The 24,548-nt window shown below is 73.2% G+C and carries 21 protein-coding genes; 17 read left to right on the top strand and 4 right to left on the bottom strand.

What is annotated here, in order from left to right; translation table 11 throughout:
- Positions 1-80: 80 nt before the first annotated feature.
- Positions 81-1,124, bottom strand: a complete 1,044-nt coding sequence (mgrA, locus tag VT52_RS09475; RefSeq protein WP_046416709.1) for an L-glyceraldehyde 3-phosphate reductase — start codon at positions 1,122-1,124, stop codon at positions 81-83.
- Positions 1,125-1,395: 271 nt separating this feature from the next.
- Between mgrA and VT52_RS09470 the strand changes: the two genes are divergently transcribed.
- Both VT52_RS09470 and pgm read left to right on the top strand, forming a co-directional pair.
- On the top strand, positions 1,396-2,244 hold the full coding sequence (locus tag VT52_RS09470; RefSeq protein ID WP_046416707.1) for a chitosanase: 849 nt from the start codon (positions 1,396-1,398) through the stop codon (positions 2,242-2,244).
- A 601-nt stretch (positions 2,245-2,845) separates the two neighbouring features.
- Complete coding sequence (gene pgm, locus VT52_RS09465; RefSeq protein ID WP_046416706.1) at positions 2,846-4,486, top strand: phosphoglucomutase (alpha-D-glucose-1,6-bisphosphate-dependent); 1,641 nt, start codon at positions 2,846-2,848, stop codon at positions 4,484-4,486.
- A gap of 94 nt (positions 4,487-4,580) precedes the next feature.
- Here the strand turns inward: pgm and VT52_RS09460 are convergent, their stop codons facing one another.
- A complete protein-coding gene (locus tag VT52_RS09460; protein ID WP_046416705.1) occupies positions 4,581-5,498 on the bottom strand; it encodes an SGNH/GDSL hydrolase family protein in 918 nt (305 codons plus the stop codon).
- Positions 5,499-5,691: 193 nt separating this feature from the next.
- Positions 5,692-5,937, bottom strand: coding sequence for a DUF5133 domain-containing protein (locus VT52_RS09455; protein ID WP_046416703.1), 246 nt, complete (start codon positions 5,935-5,937; stop codon positions 5,692-5,694).
- Between the two features lie 219 nt (positions 5,938-6,156).
- On the opposite strand from VT52_RS09455, the gene VT52_RS09450 reads away from it, so the two are divergent.
- The 14 genes from VT52_RS09450 to VT52_RS09385 all read left to right on the top strand — a co-directional run bounded on the left by VT52_RS09450 (position 6,157) and on the right by VT52_RS09385 (position 22,330).
- Positions 6,157-7,764: an adenosine deaminase family protein gene (locus VT52_RS09450; protein ID WP_046416700.1), complete on the top strand. Its 1,608-nt coding sequence runs from the start codon at positions 6,157-6,159 to the stop codon at positions 7,762-7,764.
- Positions 7,765-8,099: 335 nt separating this feature from the next.
- Positions 8,100-8,627, top strand: coding sequence for a hypothetical protein (locus VT52_RS09445; protein WP_046416699.1), 528 nt, complete (start codon positions 8,100-8,102; stop codon positions 8,625-8,627).
- Between the two features lie 299 nt (positions 8,628-8,926).
- Positions 8,927-11,089, top strand: coding sequence for a hypothetical protein (locus VT52_RS09440; protein WP_046416697.1), 2,163 nt, complete (start codon positions 8,927-8,929; stop codon positions 11,087-11,089).
- A 116-nt stretch (positions 11,090-11,205) separates the two neighbouring features.
- Positions 11,206-12,723: a GT4 family glycosyltransferase PelF gene (gene pelF, locus VT52_RS09435; protein WP_079174951.1), complete on the top strand. Its 1,518-nt coding sequence runs from the start codon at positions 11,206-11,208 to the stop codon at positions 12,721-12,723.
- Complete coding sequence (locus VT52_RS09430) at positions 12,720-14,102, top strand: hypothetical protein (RefSeq protein WP_046416695.1); 1,383 nt, start codon at positions 12,720-12,722, stop codon at positions 14,100-14,102. The genes pelF and VT52_RS09430 overlap by 4 nt, the downstream gene beginning before the upstream one ends.
- A 36-nt stretch (positions 14,103-14,138) precedes the next feature.
- Positions 14,139-15,140 (top strand): GDP-mannose 4,6-dehydratase, encoded by a 1,002-nt coding sequence (locus VT52_RS09425; protein ID WP_046416694.1) that lies wholly within the window; start codon positions 14,139-14,141, stop codon positions 15,138-15,140.
- Positions 15,141-15,180: 40 nt separating this feature from the next.
- Complete coding sequence (locus VT52_RS09420) at positions 15,181-15,894, top strand: nucleotidyltransferase family protein (protein ID WP_046416692.1); 714 nt, start codon at positions 15,181-15,183, stop codon at positions 15,892-15,894.
- 7 nt (positions 15,895-15,901) lie between these two features.
- Entirely contained in the window at positions 15,902-16,786 is an 885-nt protein-coding gene (locus VT52_RS09415; RefSeq protein WP_046416689.1) for an NAD-dependent epimerase/dehydratase family protein, read from the top strand.
- Complete coding sequence (locus VT52_RS09410) at positions 16,783-17,454, top strand: spherulation-specific family 4 protein (RefSeq protein WP_046416779.1); 672 nt, start codon at positions 16,783-16,785, stop codon at positions 17,452-17,454. The genes VT52_RS09415 and VT52_RS09410 overlap by 4 nt, the downstream gene beginning before the upstream one ends.
- Before the next feature lie 39 nt (positions 17,455-17,493).
- Positions 17,494-18,150: a maltokinase N-terminal cap-like domain-containing protein gene (locus VT52_RS09405; protein WP_046416687.1), complete on the top strand. Its 657-nt coding sequence runs from the start codon at positions 17,494-17,496 to the stop codon at positions 18,148-18,150.
- 412 nt (positions 18,151-18,562) lie between these two features.
- Positions 18,563-20,431 (top strand): M1 family metallopeptidase, encoded by a 1,869-nt coding sequence (locus VT52_RS09400; RefSeq protein WP_046416685.1) that lies wholly within the window; start codon positions 18,563-18,565, stop codon positions 20,429-20,431.
- Between the two features lie 139 nt (positions 20,432-20,570).
- Complete coding sequence (locus tag VT52_RS09395; RefSeq protein ID WP_079174950.1) at positions 20,571-21,422, top strand: lysozyme; 852 nt, start codon at positions 20,571-20,573, stop codon at positions 21,420-21,422.
- 91 nt (positions 21,423-21,513) lie between these two features.
- Positions 21,514-21,816, top strand: coding sequence for a hypothetical protein (locus tag VT52_RS09390; RefSeq protein WP_046416683.1), 303 nt, complete (start codon positions 21,514-21,516; stop codon positions 21,814-21,816).
- Between the two features lie 10 nt (positions 21,817-21,826).
- On the top strand, positions 21,827-22,330 hold the full coding sequence (locus tag VT52_RS09385; protein ID WP_046416681.1) for an MOSC domain-containing protein: 504 nt from the start codon (positions 21,827-21,829) through the stop codon (positions 22,328-22,330).
- Between the two features lie 312 nt (positions 22,331-22,642).
- On the opposite strand, the gene VT52_RS09380 is transcribed toward VT52_RS09385, so the two are convergent.
- A complete protein-coding gene (locus tag VT52_RS09380) occupies positions 22,643-23,809 on the bottom strand; it encodes an AI-2E family transporter (RefSeq protein WP_053055399.1) in 1,167 nt (388 codons plus the stop codon).
- Between the two features lie 421 nt (positions 23,810-24,230).
- Here VT52_RS09380 and VT52_RS37875 point away from each other — a divergent pair, with 421 nt between their 5' ends.
- The gene (locus VT52_RS37875; RefSeq protein ID WP_167377673.1) at positions 24,231-24,380 is read left to right on the top strand and encodes a hypothetical protein; all 150 of its coding nucleotides are present in this window, start codon (positions 24,231-24,233) and stop codon (positions 24,378-24,380) included.
- The last annotated feature ends 168 nt before the right edge of the window (positions 24,381-24,548 follow it).

The raw sequence follows: 24,548 nt of genomic DNA, 5'->3' as shown, positions 1-24,548 counted from the left end.
AAGTCATAAGAGATGTCCGAGTTGCCAGATTAAGTCTTATTTATCCCTAATTTCTGTGACACACGTCACATATCGCAGAATCAGCCGAGATTTCCCAGCCGGGCCTCGCGCCACAGGTCGACGCCGCCGTCGGTGGCGTACGAGTCGATCTCGGCCAGTTCCTCGTCGGTGAAGTCGAGGTTCTCCAGCGCCGCCACGTTCTGCTCCAGCTGCTCGGTGCGGGAGGCGCCGATGACCAGGGACGTCACCCGCCGGTCGCGCAGCGCCCAGGCGAGCGCGAGCTGGGCCAGGGTCTGTCCGCGCCGGGCGGCGATGCCGTTCAGGGCGCGCAGCCGGCGCAGCACGTCCTCGGTCAGCCAGGAGCGGTCGAACGAGTCGCCGCGCGCGGCCCGCGAGTCGTCCGGCACGCCGTCCAGGTAGCGGCCGGTCAGCAGGCCCTGGGCGAGGGCCGTGAAGCCGATGACGCCGAAGCCCTCCTCCTCGGCGACGTCCAGCAGGCCCTCGGTCTCGATCCAGCGGTTGAACATGTTGTACGACGGCTGGTGGATCAGCAGCGGGGTGCCGAGGTCGCGCAGGATCTCGGCGGCCTGCCGGGTGCGCTCGGCGTCGTAGGAGGAGATGCCCACGTAGAGCGCCTTGCCCTGGCGGACGGCCGTGTCGAGGGCGCCCATCGTCTCCTCCAGCGGCGTGCTCGCGTCCAGCCGGTGGGAGTAGAAGATGTCCACGTGGTCCACGCCCATCCGGCGCAGCGACTGGTCCAGCGAGGCCAGCAGGTACTTGCGGGATCCGCCGCCCTGCCCGTAGGGGCCCGGCCACATGTCCCAGCCCGCTTTGGTGGAGATCACCATCTCGTCGCGGTACGGCGCGAGGTCCCGCTTCATCAGCCGGCCGAAGTTGGCCTCCGCCGAACCGTACGGCGGGCCGTAGTTGTTCGCCAGGTCGTGGTGGGTGATCCCGAGGTCGAAGGCGCGCAGGGCGATCTCGCGCTGGGTCTCGAAGGCGCGGTCGTCGCCGAAGTTGTGCCAGTAGCCCAGGGACAGGACCGGCAGGTCGAGACCTGAGCGGCCGGTGCGCCGGTAGCGCATGGTGCCGTCGTAGCGAGTGGGGTCCGCGACGTAGGTCATCGGGTGTTCTCCGGGTGGTGCGGTACGGGTCCCCCAGGGGTGCGAGGGGGGTCTGTCCACCCTGCGCCGAGGTGATCCATAAGTCCAATTGCGCGGCCGGATGGGATTGAGCGGTCCGGTTTCTGAGTGGGCGCTGTCCGATCCTACGAACTTCGCGCGGCCCGGGTTACCGGCTCCTCCTGACTCTGATAGGAAACTTTCCTACCAGTACTCGCAGCGCCTCCGGTACCTGGTGCGACTCGTCACCCCCCACACCTCCTTGGAGCCCCCAGTGGTGCACGAACACCGCCGATCGGCAGCCTCCGCCCGTCTTTCCCGCCGTACCCTCGTCGCCGCGCTCGGCGCCGTGGCCGCCGGTGCCGCGCTCGGCGTCCCGCGCGCCGCCGCGGCACGGGCCGTGAGCGCCGCGTCGACCGGCCTCGACGACCCCGCGAAGAAGGAGATCGCGATGAAACTGGTGTCGAGCGCGGAGAACTCCTCGCTCGACTGGAAGGCCCAGTACAAGTACATCGAGGACATCGGCGACGGCCGCGGCTACACCGCCGGCATCATCGGCTTCTGCTCCGGCACCGGCGACATGCTCGACGTCGTCCGGCTCTACGCCGACCGCGAGCCCGGCAACGTCCTCGCCGGGTACCTGCCCGCGCTGCGCAAGGTCGACGGCAGCGACTCGCACTCGGGGCTCGACCCGGACTTCCCCGCCGACTGGCGCGAGGCCGCGCGGGACACGGTCTTCCGGAGGTGCCAGGACGACGAGCGCGACCGCGTCTACTTCGATCCCGCCGTCGCCCGGGGCCGGACCGACGGACTGCGCGCGCTCGGCCAGTTCTGCTACTACGACGCCATCGTCATGCACGGCGACGGCGACGACTCCACCAGCTTCCGCAACATCCGGGGACGCGCCCTGCGCACCGCGAAGCCGCCGGCACAGGGCGGCGACGAGACGGCGTACCTCGATGCCTTCCTCGACGCCAGGGTCTGGGCCATGAAGCAGGAGGAGGCCCACAGCGACACCACCCGCGTCGACACCGAACAGCGGGTCTTCCTGCGCAAGGGCAACCTCGACCTGAGGACGCCGCTCGACTGGAAGGTGTACGGGGACAGTTACCACATCCACTGACGGCCGCCCGCGGCCACGAGGTCCGCGGTGGACCGGCGGGCGCGGTTCCCGCCGCGGTCCGGGCGGCCGGGGACGGCGGACCCACGCCCGACGTACCCGCCGCGTACGCGGCGGACAGGGCGTGCGCAGGCCAGACCCCCAGCCGTTCACCGGCGCGTCCGCACGCGCGGGGGCGCCGGCGCCGGGAGTGCCCGCGCGGCGCGTCCGGCACCAGGGGCCGGGGCGCCCGGAGGCTGACCACCGGTGTCGGCCGGACGAGGACACCCCGGGCGGCGGACCCGCGCACCATGCCGGGGGAGAGGAGGACGGCGGTCCGCGGGAAGCGGGCGAACCGGAGCAGGAACACCGCGGTGGCCGGGACCGTCCCTCGCGGGAGGAGCGGCGTGACCCGGGATCCCGCGGGCAGGACGTGCCGCGCCCCGGGGGCGTCCGGCACGGGTGCGGTCGCGGTGGCAGGCCCGTCCGTGAAGCGTCCCGCACGGGTGGCCGGACGGCACGGGGACGAGCGGATCATAAGGTGGGGCGCACTCGCGCGTCATGCTCCTGACGAGGAAAGATGGGCGTCAGCGAGCGACCGAAACCGACGCGGAGGAACGCACTCATGGCGCACGAGCGAGCCGGCCGGCCGGCCGGTCCCGAGGACCTTGTCGATGTGGCGAGGCTGGTCACGGCGTACTACTCGCTGCACCCGGACCCGGCCGACCCGGCCCAGCGGGTGGCCTTCGGCACCTCGGGGCACCGGGGCTCGTCCCTGGCGAGCGCCTTCAACGAGGACCACATCGCCGCCACCAGCCAGGCCATCTGCGAGTACCGCGCCGGACAGGGCATCGACGGTCCGCTCTTCCTGGGCGCCGACACGCACGCCCTGTCCGAGCCCGCGAAGGTCACCGCGCTGGAGGTGTTCGCGGCCAACGATGTGACCGTGCTCATCGACAGCGCGGACGGCTACACACCCACCCCCGCCGTCTCGCACGCCATCCTCACCCACAACCGGGGCCGCACCACGGGGCTCGCCGACGGTGTGGTCGTCACCCCCTCGCACAACCCGCCCGCCGACGGCGGCTTCAAGTACAACCCGCCGAGCGGAGGGCCGGCCGCGTCCGGCGCCACCTCCTGGATCCAGGACCGCGCCAACGAGATCATCACCGGCGGCCTGAAGGACGTACGACGGCTGCCCTACGCCCGAGCGCTCGCCGCCGGCACCACCGGCCGCCACGACTTCCTCGGCACCTACGTCGACGACCTGCCGAGCGTCCTGGACCTCGACGCGATCCGTGCGGCCGGGGTGCGCGTCGGCGCCGACCCGCTCGGCGGCGCGTCCGTCGCCTACTGGGGCCGGATCGCCGAGCGGCACCGCATCGACCTCACGGTGGTCAACCCGCACACCGATCCCACCTGGCGGTTCATGACGCTGGACTGGGACGGCCAGATCCGCATGGACTGCTCCTCGCCCTACGCGATGGCCTCGCTGATCGAGCAGCGCGACTCGTACCGCATCGCCACCGGCAACGACGCCGACGCCGACCGGCACGGCATCGTCACCCCGGACGCGGGCCTGATGAACCCCAACCACTACCTCGCGGTCGCCGTCGACTACCTCTTCCGGCACCGCGAGCGCTGGTCCGCCGGGGCGGGCGTCGGCAAGACCCTGGTGTCCTCCACCATGATCGACAGGGTCGCCGCCGGCCTCGGCCGCCGGCTGGTCGAAGTGCCCGTCGGCTTCAAGTGGTTCGTGGACGGGCTGATCGGCGGCGAACTCGGCTTCGGCGGCGAGGAGTCGGCCGGCGCATCCTTCCTGCGCCGGGACGGCTCGGTGTGGACCACCGACAAGGACGGCATCCTCCTCGCCCTGCTCGCCGCCGAGATCACCGCCGTCACGGACCGGACCCCGTCCGAGCACTACGCGGGCCTGACCGCCCGCTTCGGCGAGCCCGCCTACGCCCGTATCGACGCCCCCGCCACCCGCGAACAGAAGGCGCTGCTCGGCAGGTTGTCGCCCGCTCAGGTCACCGCGGACACCCTCGCCGGGGAGCCGGTCACCGCGGTGCTCACCGAGGCGCCCGGCAACGGCGCGGCCATCGGCGGCATCAAGGTCACCACCGACAACGCCTGGTTCGCGGCCCGCCCCTCGGGCACCGAGGACGTCTACAAGATCTACGCCGAGTCCTTCCTCGGCCGGCCCCATCTGGCCCGGGTGCAGGAAGAGGCACGGGCGGTGGTGCGGAGCGCGCTGGGCGGCTGAGCGACGGCCGCCGGACGGGGGCTCGCCGGGTGGCGGGCGCCGGCACCGGCGGACGGCGGCCTCCCGCGCGTGGCCGAGGGCCGCCGTGCCGTGCTCAGTGGTGCCCGTGGTTCCCCGCGAGCCGTCTCAGGACCGCTTCCGCCATGGCCTGCTCGCCTCGGGCGTTGGGGTGTGCCGGGGCCGCGGGCGCGGCCGGGGCGAGCGGTTCGATCCAGCGGTCCGCGGGCGCCTTGCACATGTCGTGACCCACGGTCGGGCCGTACGTGTCCACGTACTGCGCCCGGTTGCGCCCGGTCACCGTGCGCAGCATCAGGTCCAGCCGCTTCTCGGTGTCCCGCAGGTAGGCGAAGTCGCCCTGAGCGAAGGGGACCTGGGGGAAGCAGCCCACGCCGTCGTCGGGCAGCAGGTCCGGGTAGCCGACGACCACGACCCGGGCGTGCGGCGCCCGCGCGTGCACGGCCCGCAGCACCCGGGCGATCTCGGGCGCGGTCCGCCGCACCGCCAGGGCCAGCGCGTCCTGTCCGGACGCCGTGTAGGAGCGCTCGCACGGATTGCCCGTCGGGTCCTGGACGCCGAGCCGGGCGCAGGTGGCGATGATCGTGCCGAACCCGACGTCGTTGCCGCCGATCTGGAGCGACACCAGGTCCGTGTTCCGTGACACGGCGTCGAGTTGCGGCTGGTCGGTGCCCTGGGCCTGCCACATCTGCACGGTCGTCGCGCCCGAGCAGCTGACGTCGGTGAACGTCGTCGCCCTCTCCCGCCGGGCCACCACTGAGGGGTAGTTCGCGTCGGAGCGGGCGCAGCCGGCGTCCACCTGGGTGGGGATGCCCGGCCCCGAGGTGTAGGAGTCGCCGAGCGCCACGTAGTCGAGCCGGTGGCCGTGGCCCGCCGGGTGCGCGGCGGCCGGAGCGGTGGCGGCGGCTACCAGGGCGCAGCCGCTCACCGCCGCCCCCAGTACCGCGGCCCGCCGCCGGGCTCTCGCCCCGTCCGCCGCACGCCTGTCGTTCGTCATCGTTCCCCCTGGGACCGGTACACAGCGCGGACGGCGGCGCCCGGGAGCGGCCCTCACGCGAATGACCGGGCCTGTATACCGTCCGGCAGGTCCCGCCGACCAGAAGCGGGAGCCCGCGAGTTCGGGGGAGGGCCGCGGGGAGCCGCGGGCCGGACGCGGCGCCGGCGGCGGTGCGCGGTCCCCCGCCGGGGCGTCAGGCGACGGCCGGCGAGGGGTCCTGGACCAGCGAGTCGTCCTCCGGGCGGGCCCCGGACAGCCGGTGGCGCGCCGCGATCAGGGCCATGTCGACATCCCGCGTCCCGGTGGCCACGCACAGCGTGTACGAGATGTCCGCGAGCCGCTGCCGCGTCCTCGGGGTGCTCTCCTCGGCGCCGAGCAGCGCAAGGGTCTCGTACTGGGTGATGAGGTCCTTCAGTACGGCGGGGTGTGCCATCAGCATGGGGTCGGCCTCCTGGTGTCTCGCCGGTGTGCGACGTCGCAGCCGCGAATACCCGGGCCGGCGCCCGGCATGCCACCCCGGTGGTCCCCGGCCCCGGGCGCGCCGGCCTCGCCGTCCTTACCGGACAGGGAGACGGACACGTCACTCGCACGAGTGCTCTCCGGCCGGTGTGCGCCGGTCGCGCCCTCGCCGTCGTACTCCTTCGCCGATCATGCACCTGTGAGTTCGCACACCCGAAGTGCCGTACCGCGCCGGGTCGTTCCGGCCGTCCTCGGCACCCTCAGTGTCCTGTCCCTGCTGTCCGCCCTGCCCGCCGCCGCGCAGCCCGCGCGCGCGGCGGACCGGCCCGCCGCGCCGTCGCTCCGGCCGGCCACGGCCGCCGAGGCGCGGACCGACGCCTATCTCCGCTCGGTCGAGGGCAGGCCCGCGGCCCTGCGGGCCTTCTTCCGGCAGCTCCCCAAGGGCGGGGACCTGCACAACCATCTCTCCGGAGCGGTGAGCACGGACTACCTCATCGAACTGGCCGCCGAGGACGGCCTGTGCATCGACGCGACGATGACCGCCGTCGCCCCGCCCTGCGGTCCCGGCACCCGTCCCGCCGCCGACGCCCGTACCGACCGCGCCTTCCACGACGCGATCGTGCGTGCCTGGTCCATGCAGGACTTCCCGCCCGACGAGAACGGGCACGACCACTTCTTCGACACGTTCGGCAAGTTCGGCGAGGTCACCTGGCGGCACCGGGGCAAGCTGCTCGCCCAGGTCGCCGACACCGTCGTCGCCGGCAACCAGTCGTACCTGGAGACGATGGTCACCCCCGCCTCCGACGGCGCCAAGCGGCTCGCCGACCAGGTGGGCTGGGACGCCGATCTCACCGCCCTGCACCGCGAGCTGGTCGCCGGCGGCAAGCTGGACAAGCTGGTCGCGGACGCCCGCAAGGAGGCCGACGACGGCGACGCCGAGTTCCGCGCCGCCGAGCACTGCGGCACCGCCGGGGCCCGGCCCGCCTGCGGGCTCACCGTCCGCTGGATCTCCCAGGCGTCCCGCGGCAGTTCACCGGTGCGGGTCTTCACCCAGCTGGATCTCGGCATGCGGCTCGCCGAGGCGGACCCGCGCTTCGTCGCCGTCAACCTGGTGCAGCCGGAGGACTGGGACAGCTCGCTGGAGAACTACAGCCTCCAGATGCGCATGGTCGGCTATCTGCGCACCCAGTACCCGAGGGCCCATGTCACCCTGCACGCGGGGGAGTTGTGGCCCGGACTGGTCAAGCCCGAGGCGCTGAGGTCCCATATCGCGCAGGCGGTCGACGTCGCGCACACCCAGCGCGTCGGCCACGGCGTCGACCTCGTCCACGAGGACGACTGGCAGCGCACCGCCCGGACCATGGCGGCCCGGCAGATCGCCGTCGAGGTGCCCTTCTCCAGCAATGCCCAGATCCTCGGCGTCAAGGGCGCCGAGCACCCCTTCACCACGTACCGCCGCTACGGCGTCCCGGTCGTCCTCGCCACCGACGACCCCGGCGTCTCGCGCATCGACATCGGCCACGAGTACCAGTACGCCGCGGCCACCTACGGCCTCGGCTACCCCGAGCTGAAGGACCTGGCCCGCGCCTCCCTCCAGTACGCTTTCCTGCCCGGTGCGAGCCTGTGGCGGGGCAACCCCACCGCCCTGGGCTACCACCCGGTCGCGGCCTGCCGCGCCGAGCGCCCCGGACAGCCGGTGCGGGAGGCGGCCTGCCGGCGGCTCCTCGCCGGCAGCGCCAGGGCGCGCCTGGAGTGGCGCCAGGAGGCCGCGTTCGCGGCGTTCGAGCGGGCGCACGCCCGGGGGTGATGCGTACGGGGTCGCGCCGGTCCTCTCACGGGAGGGCCGGCGCGGCCGGAATTCATCGGTTGGCCGGGAATCGTGTGGCCACACAACCGGATGACCTGGTTCCGTGCGTGATCGCGGGTCGGGTCCTCGCCATTACCCCGGCTTTGCGGCGACGTTTCCGGTAACCCCACGCATCTCCGTCGTCACCGCCCGTACCGTGCAGGGATATCCCTCCGGCAAGATCATCACATCATCATCACACCGCCTTCACTGAACGACCACTTTCGGCCGATCGAGCCTCGGGGGCTCGTGACGGGGCAGACGCCGCGCGCACCCCGCGCCTAGCCTCCCGGGCCATGCGATCACCTCTGCTGAGACGCCTCGGTCTCACCGCCGTCCTCGCCGTCGTCCTCGCCGTCTTCGGCTTCAGCACCATCGCCAGCGCGGACCCGGACCCGGCCGCCCTCACCTTCAGCACCGACAGCGCCACCACCACGCCCGGTGGTTCGGTCAAGCTGTCCATGACGCTCACCAACAACAAGACGTACGACGTCCTGTTCGTCTACCAGACGATCGATCCGACCTGGCTGACCACCCAGCGTCCGGACCTGAAGTACAGCTTCTCCGGGTGCACCCTGGCCGCAGCCGACGGCACCAGCACCTCCTGCTCCGGCACCGGCCCGACCAACCTCGGCACCAACTACGGCGCCACCATCCCGCCCGGCCAGAGCCGTACCGTCACCCTGACCCTCCAGGTCGCCGCCGACTCCGGCTGCAACGGCAACATCGGCTTCTACTCGTACTTCTACGCCGAGTTCAGCGACGGCACCAACAGCAGCGGCGGCCCCGTCTACACGCCCGAGACGCGCGTGCTCTGCGCCTGACGGCTCGTTCTCGCCCCCGCAGGAGCCGGTACGTCGCCCGGTGGACCCCACGGTCCGCCGGGCGGCGCCGAACGCGACGGGAAACATGTCAATCGGGTTGCGTCACAAAGCAGTTGGACACCCGCCATTTTCCGTCAGGTTTCGTGACTCGACCACAATAGCTACACACATCCATCACTATGTGACGCGACGGATGCACGACGACCGGCTTCTGAGGGGGATGCCGGCGGCGTGCGAGGGGGTGCGTCCGCTCCATGCGAGCCGTGCTCACCCCTGTCCGGGGAGGGGAACTTCACCGCATGAAGCGGACCATTCGCACCACCGCGCTCACGGTGGGCGCGCTCGTGGCCGCCCTCGGCCTCCAGGCAGGACCTGCCCGGGCCGACGGCGGCACACCACGTATCGATCTCAGAGTCCTGCTCGTGAGCGACGGCGGCCCGGCCACCGACGCCATCGCCGCCGAACTCACCTCGGAGGGAACGCCGTTCACCAAGGTCGACCTGACCAGCAGTAGCCGTCCCACCATCGACGCCGGCTTCCTCGCCGACACGGTGGACGGCCGGCCCCGCGCCAAGTACCAGGCCGTCGTCCTGCCCAAAGACAACCCGTTCGCCACCGGCAGTGCCGAGATGAGCGCGCTCGCCGCCTACGAGCAGACGTACGGCATCCCGCAGGTCGACGCCTACACCTACGCCCGCCCCCAGGCCGGGCTGCAGGTCCCGACCAGCGGCGGCTACTCCGGCAGCGTCGACGGCATCCAGGCCCAGGTCACCGCGGCGGGCGAGGCGGGACCCTTCGACTACCTCAAGGGTGCCGTGCCCTTCGAGGACAACTCACCCACCGTGGGCGAGAGTTACGCCTACCTCTCGACGCCCGCACCCGGCGCCGACTTCACCCCGTACGTCCAGGCGACCATTCCCGGCACCACCACCCAGGGCTCGCTCGTCGGCGAGTACCGGCACGACGGGCGGCGCGAGCTGGTCATCACCTTCGTCTACAACCAGTACCAGCAGCAGTTCCGGCTGCTGGCGCGCGGCATCGTGGACTGGATGACCGCGGGCGTGCACCTCGGCTCCTCCCGCAACTACTTCGCCGTGCACGTGGACGACGTCTTCGCGGCCGACGACCGCTGGGACACCCAGCTCAACTGCACGCCCGGCGACGTCGACTGCACCAACAGCTCCGGCACGCCGAGCCCGATCCGGATGACCCCGGCGGACGTCGACTACGCCGCCGCCTGGGAACAGAGCCACGGCTTCACCTTCGACCTCGCCTTCAACGGCTCCGGCAGCGTCGACCAGCGCGAGGACAACAACGGCGTCGACCAGCTCGCCGACAAGTTCATCGCCGACCGCGACCAGTTCCGCTGGATCAACCACACCTACACGCACGCCTTCCTCGGCTGCGAGCAGGACACCACCGTGGTGCCGTGGAAGTGCGAGACCAACGCCGACGGCAGCACCAAGTGGGTCAGCCGGCTGACCATCGACGACGAGATCGCCAACAACCGCGCCTGGGCCCTGGCCAACGGACTGCCCCTGGACAACAGCGAGTTGGTGACCGGTGAGCACTCCGGCATGCGCATCCTGCCGCAGCAGCCCGACGACAACCCCAACCTGGGCCCGGCGCTCACCGACACCGGCGTCAAGTGGCTCGGCGCGGACGCCTCCCGTGACCCCGCCCAGCGCCCGGTCGGCCCCGCCGAAACGGTCGCCCGCTACCCGATGAACGTCTTCTACAACGCGGGCAAGGCCTCCGAGGAGGTCGACGAGTACAACTGGCTCTACACCAGCCGCGCCCAGGGCGGCAGCGGTGTGTGCGAGGACAATCCCGCGACCACCACCTGCCTGCCCGCCCCGCTGGACACCAGCACCGGCTACCAGGACTACATCGTGCCGCTGGAGACCCGCATCGACCTCGGTCATGTGCTCTCCAACGACCCGAAGCCGCACTTCATCCACCAGTCCAACCTCACCGAGGACCGCATCGCCTACCCGGTCCTCAACGGCGTGCTCGACGGCTACGCCAACCTGTTCGCCGCCAACACCCCGCTGGTGAACCTGCGGATGAAGGACATCGGCACCGAACTCCAGCGCCGCACCGCCTGGACCGACGCCCTGAACGCCGGCCAGGTCACCGCCTACCGCATCGGCAACACGGTCACCGTCCAGGCGCCCGGCGGCACCTACACCAACGCCACCCTGCCCACCGGCAGCACCTACGGTCTCGGGGCCTTCGGCAGCTCCTACGCGGGCGAGCAGTCCGGCTGGACCGCCTCCCTCGGGCTCCCGCAGACCTTCACCCTGCCGGCCACCGCGCCCGCCGCCGTCCCGGGAACCCACGGCCGCACCACCCACCCGGCGGCCACCGCACCGGCCCCGCGCACCAGGCTCCCCAAGGGCGTCACCAAGCAGGTCCCGTACGCCCCGCGCCACCAGGCCGGTCACTCCTCGCACCACTGAACGCGCACCGACCAAGGGCCCGTCCGACACCATCGGGCGGGCCCCGGCTCCCGGCCGCCCAGACGCGGCCGGGACCCGCACGACCACCCCACAACTCTGGCCGTGGAGCCCGATCGATGCACGTTCACCATGGTGCGCGCCGCCCCGGCGCGGCGCGCGTCACCCTGCTCACCGAAGGCACCTACCCGCACAGCCACGGCGGCGTCAGCGTCTGGTGCGACCAGCTCGTCCAGGGCATGCCCGACCTGGACTTCGACGTAATCGCCGTCACCGGCACCGGACGCGAACCCGTCGTCTGGGACCTGCCCGCCCAGGTCCAGCAGGTGCTCTCCGTCCCCATGTGGGGCGAGCCGCCCGAGGGCCGGGCGCCCCGGGGCCGCGCCCTCGCCCGGCTCACCGCCGCCTACGAACGCTTCCTCACCGCCCTTCTCGATCCCTCGGCGGAGGACCAGTTCGCGCCCGCCCTGTACCTGCTGGCGCGGGCCGCGGCCGAGGGCGCGCTGAGCCCGTTCCTGCGCGGCGACCGGGCCATCGCCCTGCTCGCCGGCGTGTGGAACCGCCCGGGGCTCGCCGTCCGCGAGGCCCGCCCCACCCTGCACGACGCGGTCACCGCCACCGCCCTGCTGGAACACGCCCTGCGCCCGCTCGCCGCGCCCGCGCCCCGGCACGGCGTGGCCCACGCGGTCAGCGGCGGAGTCGCCGTACTGCCCGGACTCGCCGCCCTCGACCGGCACGGGGTCCCGCTGCTGCTCACCGAGCACGGCGTCTATCTGCGCGAGCGCTACCTCGGCTACCGCACCGCTCCGTACCGCTGGCCGGTCAAGGCCGTCGTCCTCGGCTTCTTCCGGCTGCTCGCCGAGGAGAGCTACCGCAGGGCCGCCCTGATCACCCCCGGCAACCGCTACAACCGGCTCTGGGAGGAACAGGGCGGCGCCGACCCGAAGGCCATCCGCACCGTCTACAACGGCGTGGACCCGGCCGCCTTCCCGCCCGCCGGGCCCGAACCGGGAACACCGACCCTGAGCTGGGCCGGCCGGGTCGACCCCATCAAGGACCTGGAGACGCTCATCCGCGCGTTCTCCTCGGTCAGGGCCGAGATACCCGAGGCCAGGCTCCGGCTCTTCGGCGGTACGCCCCGCGGCGGCGAGGCGTACCGGGAGCGCTGTGCCGCGCTGGCGGCCGAGCTGGGCCACGCCGACGCCGTCGCCTTCGAGGGCCGCGTCGAGGACATCAAGGACGCCTACGCGGCCGGGAACGTGGTGATGCTGTCCAGCATCAGCGAGGGCTTCCCGTTCACCCTGATCGAGGCCATGTCCTGCGGCCGGGCCACCGTCTCCACCGACGTCGGCGGGGTGCGCGAGGCGGTGGGCGGCACCGGCCTGGTCGTCCCGCCGCGCGACCCCGAGCGGATGGCCGCGGCCGCCCTGGAACTGCTCCGCGACGGCGACCGGCGCAGGGCCATGGGAGAGGCCGCCCGGCTGCGGGTGATCGAGCAGTTCACCCTCCGCCGGACCATCGACACCTTCCGCTCCATATATCTCGAACTCCCTTACCACACAGAGGGGTTCATCATCCCGTCCGCACCGGAGCGTGCGCACGGGCCCCGGACCACAGCGGGGAGCCTGGCCGGATGAGCGGACCCATGGCCCTGGAGCCGGGCGGCGCCGAACAGGACACCCTCGCCCTCCGGCTCGCCCGCCCCGACGACCGCACCCTGTCCCTGCGGCTGCCCGGCCTCGGCACCGACGAGGCGGCCGTCAGCCTGCTGGCCGCCGAACTCGCCGACCGCGTCGGCCCCGCCGTCCACCCCTACGAGGTCGCCGCCCTGCTGGAGGCCGAGGGCCTCACCGCCGAGACGATCAAGGACCGGTACGGCCATCCGAACCTGTTCTCGCTGGCCACCGCCCTCTACGAGCAGGTGCCCCGGACCTTCCCCGAGCCGGCGCCGGCCGCCGACCCCTGGCGCCCCGACCACGTCCGCTGTCTGCTGCGCGGGCTGCTCTTCGCGCTGCCGGGCCTCGCCTACCCGCTCACCGCGCCCCTGTGGCACCCCGGCCGGCACGCCGCCGCCCTGATCCTCGCCGGCCTGATCTCCTGGGCCTGGGGCCAGGGGCTCGGCCACCGCGCCCACTTACGCAAGGCGACCGGCCCCCGGGAGGCCGCCCGCACCCTGGCCGCGGGCGCACCCCTCGGAGCCGTGCTCGCCACCGTCCTCGCCGCACCGCTCACCGGCGGCGGCCCGGTCCTGCTCGCCGTCGCCGCCCAGTCGCTCTACCTCGCGGCCGCCGGCGTCCTGCTGGTCCTGGCCCGGGAGAAGACCCTGCTCGCCGCGCTGAGTCCGCTGCTCGCGGGCGCCGCCTGCCTGTTCCGGTGGGACCCGGGGCCCGAACCGCGCCTCGGCCTCCCCCTGCTGGCACTGCTCGCCACGCTCGCCGTCACCGCGCACACCCTGCGCGGCCTGCTCAAGGAACCCGGCGCCGAGGGCGGCAGGCGGCCCCCACTGCGCTGGTCGCTGCCGTACGGCCTGTTCGGGCTGGCCGCCGGGCTGCTGGTGCTGCTCGAAGGGCGCCGGGAGCCGTACGCGGTGATCGTGCTGACCCTCAGCATGGGACCCGCCGAATGGCTGCTCTACCGCTACCGCGGCCTGTCCGTCGCCGCCCTGCGCGCCACCGCCACCCCGGCGGGGTTCCTGCTCCGCTCCACCGGCGTGCTCGGGTTGTGCCTGCTCGGCTATCTGCTGCCGCTGCTCCCCGCCGCGTACCTCACGGGCGCCCCGCCGGCGCCCCTGCTGCTGCTCGCGGCCACCCTGTGGACCGCGTTGCTGCTCCAGGCATTCGGGACCGCCTGGCCGCCCGCCGCGATCTGTCTGGCCGCCGCGGGCACGGCCGGCGTGGTCACCGCGCTGCGTCTGCCACCCGGTCCGGCCGCCCTGCCGCTCGCCTGCGCGGCCGCCGTGCCGTGCCTGCTGGCGTGCGTGCTGCGGCTGCTCGGCCGCCCGGCCCGGCACGCCTGAACCGCTCCCGCTCGACTCACTGGAAGGACCAACCAGTTGACCTCCCAACCGCTCGCCGCCGTCACCGGTGCCGAGGGCTTCATCGGCTCCCATCTCACCGAGGCCCTGGTCGCCTCCGGGCACCGGGTGCGGGCCATGGCCCAGTACAACTCCTTCTCCTCCTACGGCTGGCTGGAGACCCTCGCCCCGGACGTCCTGGACCAGGTGGAGATCGTCCTCGGCGACGTCCGCGACCCCGGCTCGGTGCGCGGTCTCCTCGAAGGGGCCGACGTGGCCTACCACTTGGCCGCCCTGATCGCGATCCCGTACTCCTACCAGGCGCCCCACAGTTATGTGGAGACCAACGTCACCGGCACCCTCAACGTGCTCGAAGCGGTCCGTGCCCTCGGCACCCCCCGCCTGGTGCACACCTCCACCAGCGAGACCTACGGCACCGCGCGGACCGTGCCGATCACCGAGGACCACCCCATCAACACCCAGTCCCCGTACGCCGCTTCGAAGGCCGGCGGGGACCGGCTGGCCGACAGCTACCACGCCAGTTTCGGCACCCCGGTGGTCACCCTGCGGCCGTTCAACACCTTCGGGCCGCGCCAGTCGATGCGTGCCGTCATCCCGACCGTCATCGGGCAGGTCGCGGCGGGGGAGCGGACCATCACCCTGGGCGATCTGCGGCCCACCCGCGACTTCCTGTTCGTCAAGGACACCGCACGGGCCTTCCTCGCCGTGGGCGGCGCCCCCGCCGGGCAGGTCGTCGGGCGCACCTTCAACGCCGGTACCGGCGGCGAGATCTCGGTGGGCGACCTGGTCGCCCTGATCGGCAAGGTCATGGACACCGACCTCGACGTCCGCGCCGATTCCGCGCGCATCCGGCCCGCGGGTTCCGAGGTGATGCGGCTCGTCGCCGACGCCGGCCGGCTCACCGCCGCCACCGGCTGGGGCCCCGCGCACACCCTGGAACAAGGGCTCGCGCACACCGTGGAGTTCTTCCGCGACCCGGCCAACCTGGCCCGCTACAAGACCGGCATCTACAACATCTGACCCGTCCGGCACGTCACGACGTCTTCCAAGGAGGCATCCCATGCACGCAGTGATCCTGGCTGGAGGCAAGGGCGTCCGGCTGCGGCCCTACACCACCGCGCTGCCCAAACCGCTCGTGCCCATCGGCGACCAGCACGCCATCCTGGAGATCGTGCTGCGCCAGCTGTCCTCGGCCGGCTTCACCCACTGCACCCTCGCCATCGGCCACCTCGGCGAGATCATCCGCGCCTACGTCGGCGACGGCTCCCAGTGGGGCATGAACGTCGACTACGCCACCGAGGAGAGCCCGCTCGGCACCATGGGCCCCCTGCTCAACCTGAAGGACCGGCTGCCCGAGGACTTCCTCGTCATGAACGGCGACATCCTCACCGACCTCGACTACGCGGACGTACTGCGCCGCCACCGCGCGTCCGGCGCGCCGCTCACCATCGCCACCTACGCCCGCAAGGTGCACATCGACTTCGGCGTGCTCACCACCGACGCCAGCAAGGTCGTCGCGTTCACGGAGAAGCCCAGCATGGACTACCGGGTCTCCATGGGCGTCTACGGCCTCTCCCGCGCCACTCTCGACGGCTACACCCCCGGGCTGCCGCTCGGCTTCGACGAACTCGTCCTCGACCTGCTCAGATCCCAGAACCCGCCGCACGCCTACGAGTTCGGTGGCTACTGGCTGGACATAGGGCGCCCGGACGACTACGACCGGGCCAACGCCGAGTTCACCACCCGCAAGTCCCTGCTGCTCAAGGGAGCCTGAGTCCCGCATGCGCATTCTCGTCCTGGGCGGCACCGGATATCTGGGCCGCCGGGTGACCGAGCGGGTGCGCGCCCTCCCGGGCGCGCACCTGCTCACCGGGGGCCGCACCGGCGCCGATCTCGCCGTCGACCTCGCCGCCGACCGGCCCGAGCGGCTGGCCAAGACCCTGGCGGCGGCCGCGCCCGACGCCGTGGTCAACTGCGCGGGCGCCACCGGCGGCGACCCGGTCACGCTCGCGGAGGTCAACGCCCGGGGACCGGCCGTGCTCTGCGCCGCGCTGCGCGAGGCGGCGCCCGCGGCCCGCCTGGTCCACCTCGGCTCCGCCGCCGAGTACGGCCCCGGCACTCCGTGCGCCGCGGTCACCGAGTCGGCGCCCGCCTGCCCCGTCACCCCGTACGGCGCCACCAAACTCGCCGGCACCCTCGCGGTGACCGGGGCGGGGCTGGACGCGGTGGTGCTGCGGATCGGCAACCCGGTGGGGCCCGGGGCGCCCGCGGCGAGCCTGCCCGGCCGGATGGCCGGGCTGCTGCGCACGGCCGGCTCCGATCCCTCGGCCGTGCTGCGGCTCGGGGACCTGTCGGCCTACCGTGACTTCGTGGACGTCCGCGACGTGGCGCACGCCGTGGCCCTCGCCGTCACCGCGCCCGGACCGCTGCCGCCGGTGCTCAACATCGGCGGCGGCGGGGCCGTACCGGTGCGCGAACTGGTGCACGGGCTCGCCCGGCTCGCCGGATTCCGCGGGCGGCTGGCGGAGGACGGGGGCGGCTCCGCGCGCTCCGCCCAGGTGTCCTGGCAGTGCTCGGACATCGGTGCCGCCGCGCGCGCCCTCGGCTGGCGCCCGGCACACGGCCTGGACGACGCCCTCGCCGCGCTGTGGGCGGCGGCGCCGTGAGCCTGCTGATACCGCTGTACGTGCACCCGGCCCAGGACCCGGGCGCCTGGCACCGGCTGATCACGGCGGCCGCCCGCACCTACGCCGTCGTCCTCAACCCCGCGAGCGGGCCCGGGGCGGCGCCCGACCCCGCCTACACCTCGGCGGCACGGGCGCTGCGCACGGCGGGCGCCCGGCTGCTCGGCTACGTCGACACCGACTACGGGACGCGGGACCGGGCCGCGATCACCGAGGACGCGCGCCGGCACCGGCTCTGGTACCGGACCGACGGCTGCTTCCTCGACCGGGTCACCGCGACCGCCGAGGGCCTGCCCGAATGCCGCCGCCTGGTCCGGGAGCTGCGGCGACTCGGCACCGGCACCGTGGTGCTCAACCCCGGGGTCCATCCGGCGCCGGGTTACGTCCGGCTCGCCGATCTCACCGTCACGTTCGAGGGACACTGGTCGACGTACGTCTCGTCGTTCACCCGGCCGTCCTGGGCCGCGCGCCGGCCACCCGACCGGATCTGCCACCTGGTGTACGGAGTACCCGCCGCCCTGGTCCCGCTCGCGGTGCGCACCGCCCGGGAGCGGGGGGCCGGGGTCTGCGGGCCGGTGACCGGCGAAGGGCCCAATCCCTGGGCGGGGTTGAGTCCCGCGCTGGAGTCCCCGGACGGTGTGCGAGGCTGAGCCCGATCAGCACGCTCACACCGGGGAGACCACCACCTCATGGCCGTCATCCACCACACGACCCTCACCCCCTCCAAAGCCGAACTGCTCGCCGGGTGGCTGCCCTCCCGCCCGTGGTACCGCGGCGGCGCGGGCACCCCCGTCCTGGAGAAGACCGGCGGTTTCCGGCTGGACGACCCGGAGGGTGAGGTCGGCATCGAGATCATGATCGCCACCGACACCACGTGCCCCGAGCGGACCGTGTACCTGGTGCCGCTCAGCTACCGGGGCGCGCCGCTGGAGGGCGCCGAGCACGCCCTCATCGGCACCATGGAGCACGGTGTCCTGGGCACGCGCTGGGCGTACGACGGCATGCGCGACCCGGTGCTGGTCACCGAGCTGCTGCGGCTCGTCGCGGGCGGCACGCGGGCGATGGCGCAGAGCGTCACCGACGTCCCGGACGACGAGGTGACCCACGACTACACGGGCGCCCCGTTCACCCCGGTGGCCTTCACCCCGACCCCGGCCGACGACGCGGACGGCACCCACCTGCCCACCCCGCACGGCACCGTGCTGCGCCTCCACCGCGTCCTCACCCCGGCGGACGCCGACGCCCCGGTCCCGGCCGTGCCCTGTCTCGGCCACGTCTCCACGGGCTGGCCCGCCCCGTCGGGCGACCGCCTGAGCGCGGTGCTCCTGACCGTGCGCCAGAAGTGACCCGGCCGGGCCGGCCGGGCTGACCGGCCGCGGCCCGTCCGGTGGCGGGGCGCCGCCCTCGGGCCGCGGCGCGTCCGCCCGCCCCGCGCTCCCGGCCGCTGCCCGCCCCGCGCTCCCGGCCGAAGGGCCGTGCCCCGCGGCCGGTTCCGACGGCGGCCGACGGTCCCGCGAGCCGGACCGCCGCATCCACCCGCCCCGCCGTTCCCACGCCGAACCGGCGGAGCCGTCTGGCATGGACGGGTCAAATCTGGCACTCTTTCGGCAGTCGTCGCCCCGACCCCAGCGGGGGAGGCGACCGGTTCCTCAGCACAGCGCTCGCGCAAGCCCCGTACACGGCCGCCCCGGCGCATCCCAGCCGGCCGGGCGGCCGTCGAGCAGGCCGGGACCCCGGCCGCCGCAAAAGGAGTAGCGTGTGAGACCGACCCCCCACAAGGCCGCAGGCGTTGCCGCGCTCACCGCCGCCGCACTGGCCGCCTTCTTCCTCCCCGCGGTACCCGCCGCCGCGCACACCGCACCCGCCCCCGCGGGCACGGCCGCCGACTGCACGCCCGCCCAGGTGGTCACCGACGGCGGCTTCGAGAACGGGAGTCCGGCGTGGACGGCGTCCTCGCCGACCGTGATCACCAGCCGCACCGGGCAGAGCCCGCACGGCGGCAGCTCGTACGCCTGGCTGGACGGTACCGGGAACAGCCGTACCGACACCCTCAGCCAGAGCGTCACCATCCCCAGCGGGTGCGGCACCGCCACCCTCAGCTTCTACCTGCACATCGACACCGCCGAGACGACCTCCAGCACCGCCTACGACAAGCTGACCGCCAAGATCGGCGGCACCACCCTGGCCGGCTGGTCCAACCTGGACGAGAACACCGGCTACGCGCGGAAGTCCTTCGACGTCTCCTCCTTCGCCGGGCAGACGGTGACCCTGTCCTTCACCGGCACCGAGGACTACAGCCTCCAGACCAGCTTCGTCCTGGACGACATCGCCCTCGACACCTCCGGCGGCACCACGCCTCCGCCCGGCGACACCACCCGCACCCCCGCCGCACCCGGCTACACCGTGAACCTCGCGAGCGACAGCACCGGCACCTCCTGGACCGGGCACGAGAGCGTGACCTTCACCAACGCCTCCGCCACCGCGCTCGACGAGGTCTACCTGCGGCTGTGGGACAACTACCACGGCACGTGCTCCGCGATGCCGATCAAGGTCACCAACGTCACCGGCGGTACCGCGGGCGACCTTTCCGTGGCCTGCACCGCGCTGGAGATCGCCCTGCCCGCCCCGCTCGCCCAGGGGCAGAGCGCCACCATCGGCTTCGACCTCGGCATCACCGTGCCGAGCGGCGCCGACCGCTTCGGTCACGACGGCGCGTACAGCTTCATCGGCAACGCCCTGCCGGTCCTCGCGATCCGCGACGGCGCGGGCTGGCACCTCGACCCGTACACGGACAACGGGGAGGCCTTCTACTCCCTGGCCGCCGACTTCAAGGTCACCCTCGACCACCCGAGCGGCCTGCTGGTCCCGGCCACCGGCACGTCCACCGACACGCCCGGCACCAGCGGTCGCACGATCACCACGGCCACCGCCTCCCAGGTCCGTGACTTCGCCTGGGCCGCCGGGCCCTTCAGCAAGATCTCCGGCACCTCGCCGGCCGGCGTCGCCGTGAACGTCTACTCGGTGTCCGGCATCAGCTCCTCCAGCGCCCGGTCGATGCTCAGCACCGCCGAGTCCGCCGTCGACACCCACGCCGGCCGCTTCGGCGCCTACCCGTACGGAGAACTCGACGCGGTCCTCGACAACAACTACTGGTTCGGCGGAATGGAGTACCCCGGCTTCGTCCTCGACCTGGTCAGCAGCACCGCGCTCACCCATGAGATCGCCCACCAGTGGTGGTACGGCATCGTCGGCGACGACGAGTACAACAGCCCCTGGCTGGACGAGGCGTTCGCCGACTACTCGACCGACCTCGCCCGGGGCATCACCGGCACCAACTGCTGGAACAGCGTCTCCTGGGCCTCCGGCGCGGAGAAGATCACCAACTCGATGGCGTACTGGGACGCCCACTCCTCCCGCTACTCCACCGTGGTCTACGGCTACGGCAAGTGCGCGCTGCACGACCTCCGGCGCCTCATCGGCGACACCGCCATGACCAAGCTGCTGAAGGACTACGCGACCGCGCACTGGTACGGCGTCTCCACCACGGCCGAGTTCAAGGCCGCGGCGCAGGCCGCCACCAGCACGGACCTGACCTCCTTCTGGACCCAGCACCGCATCGACGGCTGACGGACCCGCGGCCGGTCGTCGGAACCCCGCACGGGGCGCCCACGACCGGCCGGCGGGCCACCCGGATGGGCGCAAAACCGGCACCGTCCGCCTTCGTTGGGCGGAACCCGGCGTGCGGTGCGGCCCGATGCCGGGTCGGATGGAAGCCGTGCGAAGATCGATATCCCTCTCCCGCGGCCGCTCACGCCTGACCGTCACCGGCGTGCTGACCGGCCTCCTCCTCACCCTGTCCGTCCCGGCGGCCGTGCCCGAGAGCGGCGCCGCGACCCTCGAGCGGGGCACCGCCTACATGGGCGTGGGCGTCCTCGTCCACGACGGTGCCGCCCCCGGCCCCACCGCCGACTCGCTCTCCGACTCCCGCGCCGGCCTGACCGAGGGCGTGGACGTCTCCAGCTACCAGGGGAACGTCGCCTGGACGACCCTGTACGGCAGTGGGGTGCGCTGGGCGTACACCAAGGCCACGGAAGGGACGTCGTACCAGAACACCTACTTCACCCAGCAGTACAACGGCTCCTACGACGTCGGCGTCGTGCGCGGCGCCTACCACTTCGCCACCCCGGACAGCACCGGCGGCGCCGCCCAGGCGGACTACTTCGTGGACCACGGCGGCGGCTGGTCGGCGGACGGCAGGACTCTTCCCGGGGTGCTCGACATCGAGTGGAACCCGTACGGCGGCGACTGCTACGGCAAGTCCAGGAGCCAGATGATCTCCTGGATCCGTGACTTCCTCGACCGCTACCGGGCCCGTACCGGCCGCGCCGCGGTGATCTACACCGCGACCAACTGGTGGACCGAGTGCACCGGTGACTACGGTGGCTTCGGCGCGACCAACCCGCTGTGGATCGCCCGCTACGCCTCGACGGCGGGCACGCTGCCGGCCGGCTGGGCCTCCTACACGATGTGGCAGTACACCTCCACCGGCGAGACCGTGGGCGACCACGACCGCTTCAACGGCGGCACGGCACAGCTGAACGCCTTCGCCACCGGCTGACCCACCGCCGCCGGGCCCCGCCGCCGGGCCCCGCCGCCCCGGCCCCGGCGCGCCGCGCCACGGCGGCCGTCGGCCAGGGGGGGGAGGAGCGGTGGCGCTCGGCGCTCGGTGCCCACGGGCTGCCGCCCGGCGAGGCGGTGCGGCTCGTCAGGAACACGAACGCCGTGGTCCCGATGTCGTCTTCGTCGTCCGGGGCGTCCCCGAGCCGGTCGCCACCGTCGGACGGCTCCGTGTCGCGCTCACCCCGGAGCGCACCCGGTGGCCGGCCTTCGCCGCGCTCGCCGACCGAGCCCGGGTGGGCCGGGGCCCGCGGACCGCGCGGGGCACCGAGGCCGCCGGCAGCGCCGTGGACCTGTCGGAACTCCTCGACCGCCGGGATCGGGACGCCGAGTAGGCTCGCGGGCGTGGCACGTGTCGAGATCCTCCAGCTGCTGGTCTCCCCGGCGCACCGGCTCGCAGGACGGCCGGGCGACGCAGTGCCCGAGCTGCCGGCCGACGAACTGGTGGAGAGCCTCCGGGTGCGCGCGGGGCTCGGCATCGTGGGCGACCGGTACTTCAACCGTCCCGCCCACCGCGACGCCTCCGTCACCCTCATGGCAGCCGAACGGCTCCCGCGCACGGGCCCGCCGGAGCCGGGCCTGCTGCTCACCCGGCGCAATGTCCTGCTGCGCGGCGTCGACATCGACGACCACATCGGCGACACCGTCTTCCTCGACTGCGGCACCGGACGGGTGGAACTGGAGGTGCGCCGCGCGGCGCGGCCCTGCGCCTGGATGGACGTCACCCTCGGACCCGGCGCCCAGCGGGCGCTGCGCGGCGGCGGGGGAGTGCGCTGCCGCCCGGTGAGCGACGGGGTGCTCGCGGTGGGGGCGGCCGAGTTCGGGGTACTGCGGGCCGCGCACGCATGACGGCGGCGCCGCCTCCTTGGGACGAGGAGGCGGCGCCGCTCTTCTTCACACGCCCGGCGGCGTCAGATCAGCCACCCGACGAGGTGGGCGAGGCCGGCGAGGACGTTCGTGAGGATGTTCATGGTCGTGCTGCTCCTTGCGGTGTATCTCCTGTGGGACCTGTGCTCGATCACGGTCTGCAGCCCGTCACTCGCACAACGTAAGTATCACCCGGTCGGCGTAGCCGAAGCGGTCTGATGAGCGATGTCCACCTGTTCGAGCGAACGGGTGATCCGGTGTTCGGATCGCCCGGAACCACGGGTCCCGGCCCGCTCAGGGCGGTACGGCCCGCAGCGCCCGCAGCACCGCCCACACCACCGAGACCAGCGGAACCGCGACGATCGCGCCGATCACCCCCGCCACGATGCTGCCCGCGATCACGGAGACGGCCACGACCAGCGGATGCAGCCGGACCGCCCAGCTCATCACGACCGGGTGCAGCACATGCCCCTCCAGCTGGCCGATCACCACGATCAGCGCCAGCACGGCCAGCGCGGTGAGCGGCCCCCGCCCGGCCAGCGCGACCACCGTGGCGACCGCGAGCGCCACCGGCGAGCCCACCAGCGGCACGAACGTGGCGAAGAACTCCAGCAGGGTCAGCGGCAGCGCCAGCGGCACCCGCAGCAACAGCAGTGCCACACCCACCAGGACGGCGTTGGTCGCGGCCACGATGATGATGCCGCGTGTGTACCCGGCGAAGGTCCGCCAGGCCGCCCGCCCCGCCCGGTCCCAGGCGGTACGGGCCCCGGCCGGCAGCAGTTCATCGCGGGCCCAGGCCCACAGCCGCTCCCCGGAGTGGATGAAGAACACCGAGGCGAACAGCGCCAGCGCCCCGCCGGTCGCCAGCTCCACCACCCGGCCCAGGCCGCTGACGGCACTGCTGAGCAGGTTCGAGCGGTGTGCGGCGAGATAGTCGGTGAACTGGTGTTCGAGTGCGGAGAGCCGGCCGGGGCTGAGCCGGAACGGGGGCCGCTGGAGCCACTCCTCGATCCGGTGCACCCCGCCGCGGAACTCGCCCGCGAGCCGCGGTGACTCACCCGCCACCGCGTTGCCCACCAGCGCGAGCAGCGTGAAGAACGCCAGCAGGCTGCCGACCAGTGTGGCGGCGACGGCCGGCGGCCTGGGCAGGAACCGGTTCAGCTGGTCGGCGAGCGGGCGCAGCACCGAGGTGACGACCAGCGCCAGGAACAGGGCGACGGCGATCAGCTGGAAGCTGCCGAGGACGACGAAGACGCCGTAGACGACGATGCCGACGAGGACGAGCCGCCAGGCGTAGGCCGCGGCGACGCGCAGCCAGGGCACGGTGCGTTCGGCCACCGGCTCCGGGGGCTCGGGACGCGGGGAGGCCGCGAGCCGCACGGAGTACGCGGGCCGGCTGCCGAGTCCCGCCCGGCGCCCGCCTCCCCCCGGCCCGGTCGCCCGCCGCCGCGCATCGCCCACCGTCGCTCCCGTCCCATGCTCCTGGAAGCACCGTAAGCACACCCCCGCCCACCCGGCCCGCCCAGTGCCCGCGCCCGGGTCACACCCCGCCCGCGAACGTGACCGCCTCCCCGAGTGCAGCCCGGCCGGTACGGCGTTCCCGGGTCCGGCGGATACATCCGGTCCTTTCGCTCGTCCCCCGGTCCCCGGCCGCGGCACGCTCACCGGCGCGCTCCATGGTTCCCTTCCGTTGCCCCGTTTCCCCCGGGGATGACGCGCGTCCGCCCGGAGATGTGACGGCGGCCGAGTGATGTGACAGTGGACGTGGGCCACGCGGCCCTGGCGCGGGTGGCGGTCACGGGACTTCACGACGACCCTCCCCGGTGGGCGGGCCGGCGCCGGGGCACTCGCGGGGTGTCGTCGGCCAGGAGGTGTACCTCCAGTGATCACCGTCGCGGTTCTGCTGCTCCCCGTTCTCAGCCTTCTGCTCTTCGGTCTCGACCAGGTCGAGGACCGATGGGTGACCCGCCCGTCGAAGCCCCGGACCGCGCGTGTGCGCAGACGCCGCCGCTTCAGGGCCGAGCGCCACTGACCTCCCGCGGCGCGAATCGCCCCGGCGTGTTTCTCCCCGCACGCGCTTCGTCCTCCCGTTCCCCGCGCCCTCCGCGCTCCCCGCGCCCCGAGCGGCCTCCGCGGAACGCCGCGGCTCGACGGGCGTGGGCGGGGCATTGCCGGAAGGCTCGCGCAGACACTCCGCCCA

The sequence above is a fragment of the Streptomyces malaysiense genome, assembly GCF_000980885.2.
GTDB lineage: Bacteria > Actinomycetota > Actinomycetes > Streptomycetales > Streptomycetaceae > Streptomyces > Streptomyces malaysiense.
This window is presented reverse-complemented; position numbering and strand designations above follow the sequence as displayed.